The organism is Bacteroides thetaiotaomicron VPI-5482, from assembly GCF_000011065.1.
Classification (GTDB): domain Bacteria; phylum Bacteroidota; class Bacteroidia; order Bacteroidales; family Bacteroidaceae; genus Bacteroides; species Bacteroides thetaiotaomicron.
The window spans coordinates 5,362,593-5,380,345 of sequence record NC_004663.1 but is presented as its reverse complement, the minus strand read 5'-3'; the positions used below and the strand labels follow the sequence as shown (position 1 = coordinate 5,380,345).

The 17,753-nt window shown below is 45.0% G+C and carries 9 protein-coding genes; 3 read left to right on the top strand and 6 right to left on the bottom strand.

Going from position 1 to position 17,753, the window contains the following annotated elements; genetic code table 11:
• The 4 genes from BT_RS20750 to BT_RS20735 all read right to left on the bottom strand — a co-directional run bounded on the left by BT_RS20750 (nt 1) and on the right by BT_RS20735 (nt 8,632).
• Nucleotides 1–4,536 carry a hybrid sensor histidine kinase/response regulator transcription factor gene (locus tag BT_RS20750; RefSeq protein WP_011109105.1) on the bottom strand — a complete coding sequence of 1,512 codons (4,536 nt, stop codon included), beginning with the start codon at nt 4,534–4,536 and terminating at the stop codon, nt 1–3.
• Between the two features lie 65 nt (nt 4,537–4,601).
• Complete coding sequence (locus BT_RS20745; protein WP_061474328.1) at nt 4,602–6,314, bottom strand: pectinesterase family protein; 1,713 nt, start codon at nt 6,312–6,314, stop codon at nt 4,602–4,604.
• Between the two features lie 140 nt (nt 6,315–6,454).
• Complete coding sequence (locus BT_RS20740) at nt 6,455–7,423, bottom strand: pectinesterase family protein (protein ID WP_011109103.1); 969 nt, start codon at nt 7,421–7,423, stop codon at nt 6,455–6,457.
• A gap of 9 nt (nt 7,424–7,432) precedes the next feature.
• Nucleotides 7,433–8,632, bottom strand: a complete 1,200-nt coding sequence (locus BT_RS20735) for a glycoside hydrolase family 88/105 protein (protein WP_008760990.1) — start codon at nt 8,630–8,632, stop codon at nt 7,433–7,435.
• Nucleotides 8,633–8,934: 302 nt separating this feature from the next.
• Here BT_RS20735 and BT_RS20730 point away from each other — a divergent pair, with 302 nt between their 5' ends.
• The 3 genes from BT_RS20730 to BT_RS20720 all read left to right on the top strand — a co-directional run bounded on the left by BT_RS20730 (nt 8,935) and on the right by BT_RS20720 (nt 13,062).
• Nucleotides 8,935–10,332, top strand: a complete 1,398-nt coding sequence (locus BT_RS20730) for a PTS galactitol transporter subunit IIC (protein ID WP_011109102.1) — start codon at nt 8,935–8,937, stop codon at nt 10,330–10,332.
• A 32-nt stretch (nt 10,333–10,364) separates the two neighbouring features.
• Complete coding sequence (gene kduI / locus BT_RS20725) at nt 10,365–11,285, top strand: 5-dehydro-4-deoxy-D-glucuronate isomerase (RefSeq protein WP_011109101.1); 921 nt, start codon at nt 10,365–10,367, stop codon at nt 11,283–11,285.
• Nucleotides 11,286–11,544: 259 nt separating this feature from the next.
• A complete protein-coding gene (locus BT_RS20720) occupies nt 11,545–13,062 on the top strand; it encodes an MFS transporter (RefSeq protein WP_008764329.1) in 1,518 nt (505 codons plus the stop codon).
• A gap of 370 nt (nt 13,063–13,432) precedes the next feature.
• On the opposite strand, the gene BT_RS20715 is transcribed toward BT_RS20720, so the two are convergent.
• Nucleotides 13,433–16,807 (bottom strand): DEAD/DEAH box helicase, encoded by a 3,375-nt coding sequence (locus tag BT_RS20715; RefSeq protein WP_011109099.1) that lies wholly within the window; start codon nt 16,805–16,807, stop codon nt 13,433–13,435.
• Nucleotides 16,808–16,921: 114 nt separating this feature from the next.
• The gene (gene tatC, locus BT_RS20710; RefSeq protein WP_008760986.1) at nt 16,922–17,752 is read right to left on the bottom strand and encodes a twin-arginine translocase subunit TatC; all 831 of its coding nucleotides are present in this window, start codon (nt 17,750–17,752) and stop codon (nt 16,922–16,924) included.
• Between the last annotated feature and the right edge of the window lies 1 nt (nt 17,753).

Sequence of the window (17,753 nt, the reverse complement as noted above, 5' to 3'; positions counted from 1 at the left end):
TTACCGACCGACTTTCTCCCGATACTCTGTCGGAGTCATACCGACCTGCGCCTTAAAACATTTACTGAAATAACGCGGGTCATTGATACCGACCATATAAGAAATCTGAGTCATATTAAACTCTCCCGTTTCAATCAATTGTGCGGCACGCTTGATACGCATTTCCTTTATGAACTCGATAGGGGCCAGTCCCGTAAGCGTTTTTAGTTTCTTGAAGAACACCGAACGACTGACAGCCAGTTCACGAACCAAATCATCCACTACCAATTCCCCGTTATCCATATTCTGCTCCATCAAATCAACCAGTTTATCCATAAATTTACGATCGTTAGGAGACATTTCCGGCATCGCAGGCTCTTCCGCTGCACTACTTACGGGTTCAGCAGATGCATGACCTGCTAAAGTCTCCCCTTGAGCAACCGGAGTTTCAGACACCGTCACATGCGTCAGACTATCACGATAGAAATTTTGCAGTTTCTTACGCTGCATCAGCAGGTTCTCCACACGGGCCTGAAGATAAGTCGCACTAAAAGGCTTGGTAATATAATCATCCGCCCCATATTCCAGTCCTTCCAATTTACTTTCTATCGTCGTCTTGGCAGTAAGCAGGATAATAGGAATATGACTGGTCGTCATATCCGCACGAAGTTCACGCGTCATTTCGATACCGTCTTTCTCCGGCATCATGACGTCGCTGATAATAATATCCGGCAGATACTTCAAAGCCTTGCTCCATCCCTCCATACCCTCGGAAGCCTCTACCACCCGATAAGTTGAAGCGAAAATACTGCGCAGGAAGGAACGCAATTCCTGATTATCCTCTACCAGCAACATAAGCTCTTTCGAACTGCTTTCCTCAGCCTCTTCTTTGACAGCAGATACTTCCAGGTCCGGCGCATCTGCGATGGCAGCTTCTGTCTGAAGCGAAGAATTAGCGATATCCACAATACGTTCCATACTCAGCGGAGCAACCGAATCTTCGAGAATAAATTCCACTGAACTATTATAATGCTCTTTGCCCTTCAGAAAGTCCACTTTAAAACAACTTCCCTCACCGAGCCGGCTGTCAACGGAAATCGTAGCCTTGTGCATCTCTACCAGTTCCTTCACCAAAGAAAGACCGATGCCGGAGCTTGCCTGATTGAAAATATTCTTGTCCACCAAGTTCTCAAAGCGCACAAAGAGAGACTTCCGTTTATTTTCGGCAATACCAATCCCCTGATCCTGTACGCCGACAGACACCGTGCCCTCATCTTCACGGATAAAGACGGTGATCATTTTCCCATTAGGAGTATATTTAAACGCATTGGACAGAAGGTTAAACACAATCTTTTCAAACTTATCGGCATCCACCCAAAGATTCAAAGCCTCTTTCTCTGTCTGGAAAAGGAAATCGATGTTGTGTTCTTCCGCCACCGACTCAAAATTATCCATAATCTTGCGGACAAAGGCAACGACATTCAACTGTTGTACCTGCATCTTCATCTTCTTGTTCTGAATCTTACGAAAGTCCAGAATCTGATTGACCAGACGAAGCATACGGTTGGTATTCCGTTCGACCACTACCAGCTGTTCCCGTGCATCAGCCGGCAGTTTATCGTTCTTCAGAACTTGTTCCACCGGACCTGCAATCAATGTCAGAGGAGTACGGAGTTCATGGGATATATTCGTAAAGAAGCGCAGCTTGATATCAGAAATCTGTTGTTCTACAGACACCTCATGCTTCAACCGATAAATGGTAAACAGGATATAAACCGCAACAAAAATAATCAGCAGCACAAAGCAGACATACAGCACATACGCCAAAGGCGTCTCCCAGAAAGAAGGGAGAATCGTAATGTTCAAGATGCGCTCATTGTCCACCCACACCCCGTCACTATTGGTAGAACGGACACGGAATATATAATCTCCCTTCGGAAGGTTAGTATAAGTCACGCTTCTTTGCCGGTCGGCAAAAGTCCACTGCTTCTCGAAACCATCGAGAATGTATGCGTACTGTATGTTCTGCGGATTCGTATAATCGAGTGCAGCATACTGAACGGAAAAGATATTCTCATCATGAGAAAGCACCAGTTCCTGTGTATCATCCAAATCGACTTTCAATATGGACTTCTCTCCCGGAATTACATCTTCATTCGCTACCATCAACTTAGAAAAAACTACAGGAGGCACATAGCTACTCTTCCGGATAGAATCCGGAGTGAACATGAATAATCCGTTGCTGGTTCCAAACAACATATCTCCGCCGGATGTCAGCGTAGAAGCCGCTTCACTGAAACGGACACGGAAACTGATACTACGTTCATCGTAATTCTCAAAACGCTCGCCGGAAGGAACAAACTTACAGATTCCATTTTCCGTACTGATCCAAAGGTTCTGTTTATGATCTTCACGGATGGAAAGCAAGACGTCCGAAGAAAGTCCGTCGAGCACTGAGTAGGATTTAAATTCACCGTGACCGTTTTCGCTGATGGAAATCAGTTTATTCAGTCCCCCTCCGAAAGTAGCCAGATAGAGTTCCTTCTGCTGGGTAGCGATAATCCAATGCACGTCATTATTACTTAGACTCTTCGTATCGTTCGGGACACGCGAGAAGTGGTGGAACTGTATATCTTCCGGCTTTTTGAAATTCTCATCAAAGGCAACGGCGCCTGTGGTAGTACCTACCCAAAGGCGTCCGTTATTATCCGAAGTGATAAAACGTGCTTTGTAACAGACATCAATCGGATATCCTTTCAGATTATTCCGGTGGTTGATAAAGACGGTCTCTCCATGTTCTCCCTGGGAAATATAGTTGATACCGCCTGCAAAAGTAGCCGCCCAGATACGACCATGATGATCTTCATAAACACAATATACATTGTTGTCACTCAGACTGTACATATCGTTGGAGTCGTGCTGATAACGGGTCAGTTTATAAGACATACTTGTGGGAGAAATCTGTTCGGCACGCACCAGACCGTTTCCTTTGGTAGCAATCCAGATAATCCCTTTTGAATCCTGCATAATGAAATAGGCTGTACCCTCCATAGGTGTACCTGTCATCGAAATGGTTCCATTACCTGTCAGATGCCCTATGAATTTCCGGTTCGAGTCGTACAGGCGGATCATTCCGTCCTTCAGTCCGACCCACAAATTCCCCTGTTTATCTTCGCATACCGACCGCACTTCGTTGCTCAAAGATTCATATTCATGCGGAACGGGAGTCAGCATTGAAAACGGTACGTTGCGGAATGTTACTTTCTCCAGTCCTTTGGAGTGGGTACAAAGCCACAAATTCCCCTGTTTATCAGAAAAAGCGGCATGTATCTTGTTAGAAAAGCGCCAGTTGTTACTGCCCAAATCATCATAAAAAGGAACGAGACAGTTCCGGTCACGATCAAAATAGGAGAATCCTCCGCCATAAGGATGTACCCATATATGCCCGTGTACATCTTCATGGATATGAAAAGCGGGACGCGAACGATCGGCGTTACTATATTCCACCCGCATCTGCTCACGCCTTACCACGCCGGTGGCAGGATTAAAATGAACGACAACTCCCGGCTCTTCCTGTTCGAACCATACCTCTGACGTGCGGTCTACATAAGCCGAAAGAATCGGTTGTGCAGACAATTCCTTACAGGTCACGGGAGAATAATGCGTATGTTTGTTTGTCTTCAGGTTGCAAAGAAAGAACCCGTCCGAATCTGTTGTCACTACAGTATTGCCATTGCTCACGGTGTGTATAGAAGTAATGCGGGCTTTCGTCGGAAGTTCGAGCAGGCGAAACTCTCCGCCCTGTTTCTGATAACACCAGATTCTCCCTCTGTCTGAAGCAAAGCAGATATCGTCTTCACATTCCCGGACCGCATAAAATGCCTGATTCATGCCGTCTTGTTTCCCTTTCGTCTCCACAAAGTAGTTCACGGGTTGCTGCTCACCGGGGCGTATCATTCCCAAACCGTTATCAGTCAGCAGCCAGTGATTGCCGGCTTTGTCCTGATAGACCTGATAAAAGTGATCGGCAGGAAACAGACCGGACTTCGTTGAATAAATATCTGATTTCGTCGTATAGTTCTTCTGAGGAAGCGTGACTACACGGATAGCTCCATCATGTTCTGTTAGCAGCCAGACCGTACCATCGGGCAATACCTGAATAGCGTGAATGTTATATGTACTACCTTCTTCACCTGCTGCCGGAACCTGTTCGAACGTCTCCGTTTTCGGGTCAAAACGGTGGACACGGTTGTCATAAGTCAATAACCACAGAAAGCCGTACCGGTCTTCATACATCCGGTCGGCACGGTTATTGGTCAGACTGATGTAATTGCCCTGACGTGCTTTATAAGTTTTAAAGTTATAGCCATCAAAACGATTGATTCCATCCCATGTGGCAAACCAGAGGTTGTCTTTGTGATCCTGCAACATGCTCATCACCGTGTTTTGAGACAACCCATCCTCGGTAGAATAATGGGTGAAAAAACTGTGTTGTTGTGCCTGCACTACAGGTGCGGTCAGGCACAAAAGAATTAGATATAAGATTCTTTTTATCATTATTACACACATATTGAATGGTGTAAAGATAATGATTTAGCTGAACTTACATCTATATTCGGTGTTTATTTAACAGAATCGTTCTTTAGCGGATTCCAGCCGTCTTCACCTGCCAAAACCGTTTCCATCTCGTAGCCTTTCAGATTCTTCAGTTGACGAGAGAAAGCTGCGCGGGCTTTCGGATTGGCTCCCTCGCCATGACTATCGTATTCGGCATAAAATACGGTTTTCTCCGCTTCTTTCTTTCCCCAGTTGTGCCAGCCTTCCGGAAGGATATGTTTCCCCAGTTCACAACGGATAAATACAGCCTGTGCATACGGACGCCACGGACGAGACAGATATACTTTGGCAACATCCGGATCAGCAGTCAACCGGCAATCATAAAAGACATATCCATACTTTTTGCCTTGATCTGTAGAGGGTGCCGTCACATAACCATCACGTTTGCTATGAATATGACAACGATTGAATACAGCTACAGACCATCCGAAGATAAAGTCAACCGTTCCTTCGATATAGCAATCCTCGTAATATTGACGGCTGTGCTTGCCATACGTATAAAGGGTATCCTGATAACCGAGAAAACGACAATTCTTAAAGAACGCACGGTCGGCAGATACAAAACAGGCAACAGCCTGTCCTACCGGTCCTGCCGAGTTTTCAAAAGTGATGTTCTCCGCATAGAAATCGGGAGCATAAATGTAGCAACTCGACGATCCCGAAGTTCCCATATTCTCACCAAACACATTTTTCTTATTGGCAAAGTCATCATTTGTCAGTACCACACCATCCTCTCCTATCAGAGAGATATTTATTTTGGATTCCGGAATAATAATCTTCTCTTTATAAGTGCCTTTACGGACCAAGATAGTAGTACGCACATTCTTGCGAAAATCGGGTACTGCATTTATCGCTTCCTGCACTGTGAAGAAATCACCTGTTCCGTCTTGTGCCACTACGTAATCATAATGACGGACATATTTTGCCAGTTCCGGTATTTCCTTTGCGATAGCATCTACAGTCAGCCCGGCGATAGTCCGTGCTCCGTACACATTCAAATGGGTATTATCCTCCCGGCCTTTCGGAAAAGCCGGAACTTTCTCAGGTTCGACAAACATAAACAACTTCTTCGATTCTGCGGGGCCCAGTCCCTGCACCAGATCATGGGTAATTTTGTTCATATCGATAAACGCCACTCCCATCTCTTTTGCCACATTACGCGGAGAATCAAGGTAGGCACCGTGCGTATCGTACAAGACGTTTACTTCTTTCGGCAGTTCCTGTTCACCCGGAGCACGACGGGCATCTGTGGCAATCGAGGCATCTTCCGGCTGTACAAAATTACGACGAACAATGGAGTTGAACAACACAGGAATCCCTCCTTTAACACGAGTTTCATTGACGAAACGACGGAGATTGTCATCAAAGGTCGTTCCCGGATCAGTATGGCGTGCAGAATCAGCCTTTTCATCATTGTGTCCGAACTGGATAAAGACATAATCTCCCTTCTTTACCTGGGAAATCACTTTTGCCCATCGGCCTTCAGATATGAAACTTTTGGAACTGCGGCCATTGGCGGCATGATTATCAACACGTATATCTTCTGAAAAAAATCCGGGGAGCACCATACACCAGCCGCGTTCGGGATTTCCACCGTACAGATTTTTGTTAGCCATCGTAGAGTCACCTATCGTAAAGATGGTCAATACGGGCTTATCCGCACGAAAGGCGGAGAAAAGGATAAATACTATAAACAGCAATAGCAGTCTGTTTTTCATAATCTTATTTTGTTGGTTCAAAATTAAAGTTCCCTTATGACTTCTATTTAACGTGAATTCGATATAAATTTGAGTAACTCAATTCTCCTCCTTCCAAAAGGAGGGGAAACCATGCGGATTACTCTTATATCGAACTGATGTTATTTATAAGGATACCAATTACTGCATTCCTTAAATATATTCTGCGGAGTATATTGCACCGCTTCTTTATCAGTCAGCTGTTTAGCCCATTTCACACGTCCGGAAGCATCCGCACCTTCACCCGTGTTTTTAAATTCAGCGTAACGGGCAGTCTTTTCGTTTTCCGGATTCTTCCAGTTGTGCCAGCCTTCCGAACGGATATGTCCGCCAAACTCGCAATTAATAAAAGCCGTAGCAGCATAAGGTCTCCAAGGACGTCCCAGATAGACTTTCTTGATACCGGGAGCGGCTGTCAGCTTACAGTTCTTGAAAACATAACCAAACTCCACCTCCTTCGGAGTAGAAGCCGCGGTAATATATGAATCGCGTTTGCTATGCAATTCGCAATATTCAAACAAAGCTGTAGAAGGGCCGAAGATGAAGTCTGTAGTTCCTTCAATATAGCAGTTAGTAAATAACAGGCGGCTACCCTCCGATCCTGTATAAATAGTATCCTGATTTCCCAGAAAACGACAGCCGACAAACATCAGCCTGTCTCCTTCGGTATGGAGCGCAACTGCCTGCCCCAAAGGAGCGGCATTGTTCTCAATGGTCAGATTCTTAAAAGTAATGTCACTTCCTTCTACCTTTACAGTATAAGTGCGGAAAGTGCCCATTTTATTGATATTGGCATGATCATCATACGTGATGATCGTCTTTTCGGCATCTTCACCTACCAGCTGCACGTTCTTCACCCATGAAGGAATCACCAGTTTTTCTTTGTATATACCATTCTTTATAAATATAGTCACCGTATAATCCATAAAAGCACGTACCGCTTCCACGGCTTCCTGAATATCCCGATATTTTCCCGTTCCGTCTCGTGACACGACTATTGTGTCTTGCTTTTGCTGTTGTGCACAGGCCAAAGTTCCTCCTGAACAAAGCAGAAGAAACAACGCCATTCCTTTCAAAATACTCCTTTTCATCGATAGAATTTACTTTTGCAAACGTTCGTATTCCAGACTTGCCATAATAAATGGTCCTACTGCTTTCGGGTCGTTATTACGGATTGTTTCATTTATATAATAGTCATAATCGCCGGAACGATAAACCTTCCCTCCCAGCCCTGCTACCGCACAGGCTTTCGTTATAGTCACCACTCCATCTTTATCCACTTCAATGAAATTTTTCAGAAAACCTTCATAACCAGCCTTTGCTACATCCAGATAAGACGGATCGATATATCCCATACGTACTGCCTTAAACAGGCTGTATATGAACATTGCCGAACAGGATGATTCCAGATAATTACCCTTGTCACCGCTTCTGTCCATCACCTGATACCATCCACCGGTCTCCGGGTCTTGCAGTTTCTTTACCTGAACTGCTACATTATCCAAGATTGCAAGCAACGAATCTCTTCCGGCCTCATGCTTCGGAATAAAATCAAGCACATCTACCAACGCCATCGCATACCAGCCTAATGCACGTCCCCAACAATGTTTTGACTGTCCTGTCACCGGATCGGCCCAGCGCTCCGTGCGACTTACATCACACGCATGACGATAAAGACCATTCTTCGGATCATACGTATGACGGGCACAGGTAATAAACTGATTTATGACGTCTGCATAATCCTGCGGGCGATTATTACGGAAAGCATATTCTGCATAAAAAGGAGCTCCCATATAAAGTCCGTCCAGCCACATCTGATGCGGATATATCTTTTTATGCCAGAATCCTCCGTCTTCATTACGAGGTTGTCCGGCAAACTGGCTATAGAGCAAGTCTAATGCCTTCTTATACTTTTCATCCTTGGTCTGCTCATAGATACGAAACAGGATTTTTCCGGAATTGATACGGTCCAGACTGTAATCGGTCAATTTGTATGCAGTAATACTTCCATCCTCATGCACCATCGTATCTGCATAAGCAATTGCATAATCTCGTATTTTCTTGTCGCCATAAGTATCGTATACATCAAGCATCGCCCCCAATTCCAGTCCGTGGCAATAGTCCCATTTCAGTCTGGGCTGAAAATCAAGCTGCCAGGATTCCGGGCAACGGATCATCTCCGATTCAGTCATCCGCACCGACCAAGGCAGTTTTTCATCCACCTGCTGCGCCGACAGTGAAATGGTGCTTGACATTATTATTACTAATATCAAAAATTTATAAAAAGAGCTTCGTCTCATGGTTTATTGTTTTAAGGATTATACATGCTATTTTTTCATGCTACGAAAGTAGTGTATTTCCTCCAAACAGAGTGGGATTTTTTAGTTAAGAAGGTGTATTTTTTGTTTTTCGTGCACGGAAACGACTAATTTTGTGCACGTAAACGTCAAAAATGTCCATTTTTGATGCATTAACTGATAAATTAAGAGTTTCGTTTTGGAATAAAGCGGAAAAGGTCGTACTTTTGGCACGGTTTACAACTAATACCCTCTGGGGAAACACAGTAATTTATCATTAAAAACAGAGAAAAAAATAGAACAGAATGGAAGAAGTATTCAAGTACATTATCGGTCTGGGAGCGGCAGTAATGATGCCGATCATTTTCACAATTTTAGGAGTATGTATCGGTATTAAACTCCCCAAAGCGCTCAAAAGCGGTTTGTTGGTGGGAGTCGGTTTCGTCGGCTTATCTGTAGTCACAGCCTTGTTGACCAGTAGTCTTGGTCCGGCATTAAGTAAAATGGTAGAAATCTACGGATTGGAACTCGGTATTTTCGACATGGGATGGCCTTCGGCAGCAGCAGTTGCCTATAATACCTCGGTCGGCGCTTTCATTATCCCTGTTTGTCTGGGAGTAAACCTGTTAATGCTACTGACCAAAACAACCCGTACTGTTAATATTGACCTTTGGAACTACTGGCACTTCGCATTTATCGGGGCTATCGTATACTTCGCCTCCGATAGTATTTTCTGGGGATTTTTCGCCGCTATCATTTGCTACATTATAACATTGGTAATGGCAGACATGACTGCTCCTGCTTTTCAGAAGTTCTATGATAAGATGGACGGTATCTCTATCCCGCAGCCTTTCTGCCAGAGCTTCGTTCCGTTCGCGATTGTAATCAACAAGCTTTTAGATAAAATTCCGGGATTCGACAAACTGAATATCGACTCTGAAGGAATGAAGAAGAAATTCGGTCTGATGGGTGAACCGTTATTCCTGGGTATCGTGATTGGTTGCGGTATCGGAGCTTTGGGCTGTGCCAGCTGGAAAGAAGTACTGGACGGCATTCCGGGTATCCTTGGATTGGGTATCAAAATGGGAGCGGTTATGGAGTTGATTCCACGTATCACCAGCCTTTTCATTGAAGGTTTGAAACCTATCTCTGATGCAACCCGCGAATTGATCGCTAAAAAATATAAGAGTAATACAGGCCTGAGCATCGGTATGAGCCCTGCACTTGTCATCGGCCACCCGACAACGCTGGTTGTATCCCTGCTTTTGATCCCGGTTACTATCTTCCTTGCAGTGATCCTTCCGGGTAACCGTTTCTTACCGCTGGCTTCTCTGGCTGGTATGTTCTACCTATTCCCGATGATTCTGCCTATCACCAAAGGTAATGTGGTGAAATCATTCATCATCGGACTGGTAGCATTGATCGTAGGTCTGTACTTCGTAACAGAACTGGCAGGATTCTTCACGATGGCTGCCAAAGACGTATATGCCGCTACGGGTGACCCGACAGTAAATATCCCCGCCGGCTTCGAAGGCGGAGCGCTCGACTTTGCATCCAGCCTCTTCTGCTGGGGTATCTTCCACCTGACTTACAGTCTGAAGATTATCGGTCCTGCCATCCTCGTAGCCCTTGCACTGGGAATGGCAGTCTACAACCGTATCCGCATGAAAAGAAATGATGCGAAAAACGCAGCTAACGATTAAATATAAGTATAATCCAAATAAAGATTCGAAAGATGAAAAAATTAGCAATTGCAATGATGATGGGTATCGCAGCTATGTCTGCTTCTGCCCAGGTAAATTACAAGATGCAGGTGGCTTGCAATCCGCAAGACGTGAAAACGTATAATACAAACCGCCTGCGTAGTAGCTTCCTGATGGAAAAAGTAATGGTTCCTGATCAAATCAACGTGACTTATTCCATGTACGACCGCCTCATCTTCGGTGGTGCCGTACCTGCAACAAAAGAGCTGGTACTTGAAACTATCGATCCGTTGAAAGCTAAGTATTTCCTCGAACGTCGCGAACTGGGTGTTATCAACATTGGCGGCGAAGGTATCGTAACTGTTGACGGCAAGGAATATACGCTGAACTTCAAAGATGCATTGTATGTAGGCAGAGGCAAGCAGAAAGTTACTTTCAAGAGCAAAGATGCCAGCAAACCTGCAAAATTCTATATCAACTCCGCTACTGCCCACAAGGAGTACAAAACTCAGTTGATCACCATCGACGGACGCAAAGGTTCTCTGAAAGCAAATTCTTTCGCGGCAGGAAAGATGGAAGAAAGCAACGACCGCGTTATCAACCAGCTGATTGTTAACAACGTACTTGAAGAAGGTCCTTGCCAACTGCAAATGGGATTGACAGAACTGAAACCGGGTAGTGTATGGAACACCATGCCGGCACATACTCACAGTCGCCGTGTGGAAGCATATTTCTACTTCAACGTGCCGGAAGGCAACTCCATCTGCCACTTCATGGGCGAACCTCAGGAAGAACGCATCGTATGGATGCAGAACGAACAAGCTATCATGTCACCGGAATGGTCTATCCACGCAGCTGCCGGAACCAGCAACTATATGTTCATCTGGGGTATGGCTGGTGAAAATCTTGACTATGGCGACATGGATAAGATTAAATATACAGAAATGCGCTAATCTTTGCGCAGCTCTTTAGCACATATCAAGTGATCCGAAAAACTTCATTCTTTCCTCGAAACGGGGAGAGAATGAAGTTTTCCGGATTTGTCATATTCTTCCCCCAAAGAGACCAAATTGTTACGATAATACATTACTATGTACAAATAATATGTATAATGCAACGAATTATACATGATTTTGACCAATTATTACAAAAAAAATCCAGCTGAAATACCGACCTTTGTCAGCAAATCAAAATCTATTTAAATCCATTATCATGAATGCATTTCAAAAAACAGGCGAAAAAATGACAAACTACAGATGGACGATCTGTGCGATGCTATTTTTTGCTACTACAGTTAACTATCTCGACCGCCAGGTACTATCGCTCACCTGGGATGAATTTATCAAACCGGAATTTCACTGGGATGAATCACACTACGGTACTATCACTTCCGTATTCTCTATTGTTTACGCAATATGTATGCTCTTTGCCGGTCGCTTTGTGGACTGGATGGGAACGAAGAAAGGATTCCTCTGGGCTATCGGCGTATGGTCTGCCGGTGCCTGTCTGCACGCAGTCTGTGGTATTGTAACAGAAGCGCAGGTAGGACTGCACAGTGCTGCCGAACTTGCCGGAGCCACCGGAGACGTGGTGGTAACCATCGCTACTGTCAGTATGTACTGCTTCCTGGCTGCACGCTGTATACTTGCTCTCGGAGAAGCCGGTAACTTCCCCGCCGCTATTAAAGTAACTGCCGAGTACTTCCCGAAGAAAGACCGTGCTTATGCTACTTCCATCTTCAACGCCGGTGCTTCTATCGGTGCCTTGATCGCTCCGCTCACCATTCCTATCCTTGCCAAAGCTTTCGGTTGGGAAATGGCGTTTATCGTTATTGGTGGACTTGGTTTTATCTGGATGGGCTTCTGGGTATTTATGTATGATGCTCCTTCAAAGAGCAAGCACGTAAACAAAGCCGAACTTGAATATATCGAACAAGACCAGAATGAGGCCGGTGCAGGTCCGAAAACAGAGGAGAAAGACGAGAAAAAGATGAGATTCTGGCAATGTTTCAGCTACAAACAAACTTGGGCATTTGTCTTCGGTAAATTTACCACTGACGGTGTATGGTGGTTCTTCCTGTTCTGGACCCCGTCTTACCTGAACTCCCAATTCGGTATCAAAACTTCCGATCCTCTGGGAATGGGACTTATCTTCACACTTTACGCAATCACGATGTTATCCATCTACGGTGGCAAGCTTCCTACTATCTTCATCAACAAGACCGGCATGAACCCTTATGCGGCACGTATGAAAGCAATGTTGATTTTCGCATTCTTCCCGTTAGTGGTATTGCTGGCACAGCCATTGGGAACATTCTCTCCGTGGTTCCCCGTGATCCTGATCGGTATCGGCGGAGCTGCCCACCAGTCATGGTCGGCTAATATCTTCTCTACAGTAGGTGATATGTTCCCCCGAACAGCAATTGCAAGTATCACCGGTATCGGTGGTATGGCCGGTGGTATCGGTTCAATGATTCTTCAGAAAGTGGCAGGTAACTTATTTGTATATGCTTCCGGAACAACAATGGTTGACGGCAAAGAAGTGGAAATGACAAAAGAACTACTGGAACAAGGAGCACAGTTTGTACATCCTGCGATGACATTCATGGGCTTCGAAGGAAAACCGGCCGGTTACTTTGTAATCTTCTGTGTATGCGCAGTGGCTTACCTGATCGGTTGGGTTATTATGAAAGCACTGGTTCCTAAATATAAGCCTATCGTATTGGATTAATCCGATATAATTATATAGAATAAAAAACAGGAGGGCACTCAGCATGAGTTTGTCCTCCTGTTTTTTTAACCAATTATTTATTCAAAAAGTTCCAAAAACAAAAAAGCCTCTTCTCACGAAGAAGGCTTTTTAGGTTTACTTATTCTTCATAGCCATCCTGTACTATTTTACAAAATATCTTGCACATTCAAACAATGAAGGATAGTAAACGTTAAGATGAAAAAAAGGGAAGTCTCACGACTTCCACAATTCTTCTAACCTTAAATCTAAATCTCTATGAAAAAAACGTATTGCAAAGATAGGGGTTTGTTCAACAAATAGGTGTTAATGAATTGCATAAAGAGAGAATAAAAACTAACGTCTGCAAAAATTATGCAATATTCCGGAGGCTCTCTATTAATTTTAATAAACTTTTATAGAGTGGATTACGCTCCAACAGCGTCGGCACACCTGTCAGCAGCATCTGTTTTCTTGCACGTGTCAAGGCAACGTTCAGTTTCCGGTCAATCAGAATTCCGTCTTCTTCTGTCAGATTGGAAAGGAATTTCAACTGATACGGATAGTTCACACAGAATGAATAAATAATCACATCGCGTTCACTTCCCTGAAAACGTTCTACAGTGTCAATCAATATCTGATTCAGTTCGGAAATGCCGAGAACTTCTATTTCCTTCTTGATCAAAGCTATCTGACTACGATATGGAGTAATGATCCCCAATGTGCGGGAGGCATCAAATGCTTCCGAGTGTTCTTTATAGACAGTTGCGGCCAGACGGGCAGCAATCTTTGCTTCCGAATGGTTTGTTTTAGCAGAAGAACCCATCGGTTCGGGCCGCGAAGGATAGAAAGACAGCCGGTTGATATTTCCGGAATCTTCCAGTTGATGCGGCAGTCCGACAGGCAGCAGCCGACCTTCATAGAAAGCTTGATTGGCGAACAGAGCCACTTCGGGGTGCATACGTCCCTGACGGCAGAGCATATCGTAAGTACGATGGGCATCGGTATGCTGACGGGCTGTGCGATACAGTCTTTCAAACAGAGAATCTTTCAAATTCTTCAGTCCGACAGCAGACAGGGCTTCATCGTATACTTCCGATTGTTCCGTATTCTGCAAGACGACAGCCGGAAGTTGCTTATGATCGCCTATCAGGATAAATTTGCCAACGCCCTCTTTTCCGTTTTCTCCTTTGGCACAAAGTATGCCCAGCAACTGAGGTTCCAGTATCTGAGTAGCCTCATCTACAATAGCCACATCGAAATGCTTCAATCGGAAAAGTTCCGGTTTGCCGGAGATAGACGCTACTGTACCGACTAATATACGACAGCGGTTAATACGTTCGCAAACCTCTGTACGACGCATACAGGTAGCAAGTTCATTCTCTATCAAATGATCCCGATAGTTCTCGTCACATGAAAGCTCGCTTCCCACACGAATGAAATCGACTTCCGGACGAATGGAAGAAAGTGCTTTACAGATTTCATCTACGGCACGGTTAGTGTACGAGAGCAATAAAATTTGGGCTCCTTCCTCTTTATAAAAGGTTTCGACCATCTTCTTCAGTGCACAAGACGTTTTACCGGTTCCCGGAGGCCCTACCAGCAGAAAATAGTCCTTTGCTGCTTTCGCTTTCAAAGCAATACGAGTAAAGTCATCGGCAGCTTCGGCTATCTGCTTATCCAATGCCACATCAAATTGCGGCTCCCGTTGAGAGAGCAGCAAATCACGACGCTCTTTTGTAGCAGACATAAAAGCATAAAGTCCCTGGTACATGCTACGGAAAGTAGTATCCATCGCATCGTGCTCAATAGCATAGAGGCTATCAGACGGAAGTACGGAAGAGTTCTGCTGGGTCGCACGCAGACGGATACAGATTTCATTCTCGTTCAGATAGTCGATATTGCCTTTGAATACCATCTTGTTGGTGACGTTATCCGTATCCGCATTCCGTTCGTAAAGCACGATGGCATCGCCCTGACGGAAGTTAGGGAGGGTGTGCTGCGCATCATCCGCCACCGTTCTCTGAAGTTCTCCGGACGGTACCAGCAACAGGTGGGATTTATGTTCGTCGGCTGCGTGATTCTCTTTAATTCTTAAATCATAGATGATCTCCCCCGATTCGCATTTCTCCGCCAAAGTGGAAAGCCATAAAGAAGCGGCTCCTGTACGTCCCTCATAATCCACATCACCGGACTTGGACGTATAAAGTTCCTTCGTTATAAAATTATAGAGTGCATAGAAGTAGCTTTTCTCTAAAGTGGAGAGAGATTTCAACTTCTCCTGGAAATTATCGATAGAAGGGCGCAGATACGTCTCCCAAAAACGTCCCGACAATCCCCGCTCGTTTAGTACCGAGGCTTTTATTTCTTCCAGTTTTTGTGCCGTATATTCCAGGCTGTTCCGCAACTGGATGCCATATTCATCCGCTACAATCCGGTTGCGCAGATCGATCACACGGCGGACCATTGCCCATGAAGGACGGGAAGGATAAAGCAACGGATAGCGTGTATAGAGCAGATAAGCCTTTACCTTCCGGTGATCCATCCCCATCGAATATTGCAGAACTGCCTGATAAAGCAGCATCTGCACCTTATTATTCTCTTTCGGTTCCACTTTTCCGCGAATCGCATATTCGTCAGCCTTTCCCGATTTCATTTCGATGAAAGAAGACATATCGCGCTGCATATAGTCGAGCCGCCCTTGCAGGCCGAGCGCTTCACATATATAAGAAGGTTCGAGCACGGCATCCGTCTTGTCCAGTTCGTAGCCGGCGGCATGAAAAGTATCATTCACCGTCTCACGGATATGATCAAAATGGAGTTTGCAGTCATCAAAGAACTGACGTTCCTTCTCCCGATCACGCAGGTCGGCACAAGCAGCCAGTTCAATCGGATAACGCCGGAAAGCTTTCTGCATACATTTCAGATAATCCACCTCCCCTTCCGCATGTATCCACTCATCGAGGAAAAGGTTGGCTATATTTCCTAAAAGCAACGGGCGTGCATTCTCTATCGGCTGAAGACGGGAAAGGAAATAGTTTGCCGGATGATGTCCATAATCACGGTAACATTCTGCCAATGAACTGATATCAAGCAGATAATCCGGTTCAAGGACAATGAACGAAGGGGTCAGAATTCCTGCTTCGTCAACAGCGACATCCAGCAAGTTGAGTTGTGCATGGCGCCAGAGCAACTGACAGGTTTCCGCAAATTCTTCATTGATCTGAGGAATATTGTAACGGACACGCAACGGTTCGTCAGCTATTTCATCCAAAGGAGTCACATACAGATACTGCTCGTCGGAATACTGGAAACAGACGCGCATCCGCTGCACCTGCTTGTGTGCTGGAGGAGCTACGATATAAGTTGCATCCGTCCGGGGAAGCAAACGATACAGTTCCTGTGGAATATCTTCCTCAAAAAGTTTACGGATGAAGAAAGCCAGCGTTTTCGCATCCCGCAGAAGGTGTTCGCGGGTAGGTTCCTGTTGTCGGTTCAGAATGGCATTGGAGGTCAGTCGGAAGGTATGCAGTCTGTTTTGCTCCGCTACAGAAAGCCCCACTTTGGCCGCTACAAAACTAATTCGTGCGGAAAGATCGGTCATCTGCAGACTACCGTTGTGCATATGTAGGCGGCAAAGCCTTTCCAGCAAGTCGCGCATCTGTTTGTAGCCAATAGTCAGCTGCAAATGATCCGCCTTACAAACGGCTAAAAGAATTTCATAAGATTCTCTTCCTTCATTTTCCATACGACAAAAGGGATATGATAAAAATTACATGTGTGTGTCAAAAGTCAGCCTCAATTGAGTTACTATCGACTTTTGACACACACTTGGGGAAACGAACGATAAATAATTGGCTTATCAGACTTTTGCCACGCCTTCTTCTTCCTCTTCTTCTTCCAACTCAGGAACTTCCTTCTTATCCTTTATCATCAGAATACTCATTTCATAGAGCAGATAAAGCGGAATAGCCACAACACTCAGTGTGAACGGGTCGCCCGTCGGAGTGATGATAGCGGCAGCTATTACGATAATGACAACTGCATGACGGCGATATTTGCGCAGGAAAGACTTATTGACGACTCCCAGCAAAGACAACAACCAAGTCACCAGCGGAAGTTCAAAAGCCAGTCCCATACAGAGAATCAGCATCATAAAGTTATCGATATACGAATTGAGCGACAGAATGTTCTCGACTTCCGAACTCAGCTGATAGGTAGAGAGGAAACGGAGTGTCAGCGGATATACCATAAAGTATCCCATAAGCACCCCGATAAAGAACATACCGGTTCCTATGGTCAAGGCTTTCCTGACTCCTTTCCGCTCATTCGGATAAAGGGCCGGATTGATAAAACGCCAGACCTCAAAGAAAATATAGGGCATAGCCGTCACTACCGACATCCAGAAAGCTGTCGACATATGTATAAAGAAAGGAGCTGCCAAATTGATATTGACAAGCTTCACCTTAAACTCCTGCGTAAAAAATTCATCAGTCAAATCGAATTTCTGACCGATAAAGCGTAGTAAGTCGTAAAATACAAAATCATTATGGCAAGGCGCCAGTATTACATGGTCGAACAAATAAGGCATCGCTACGAAATAGCCGATTGCCAATACAAACCAGACTCCGATAACACGAAAAAGTACCCGACGCAACTCATCCAAATGATCCCAGAAGGTCATTTCTGCCATT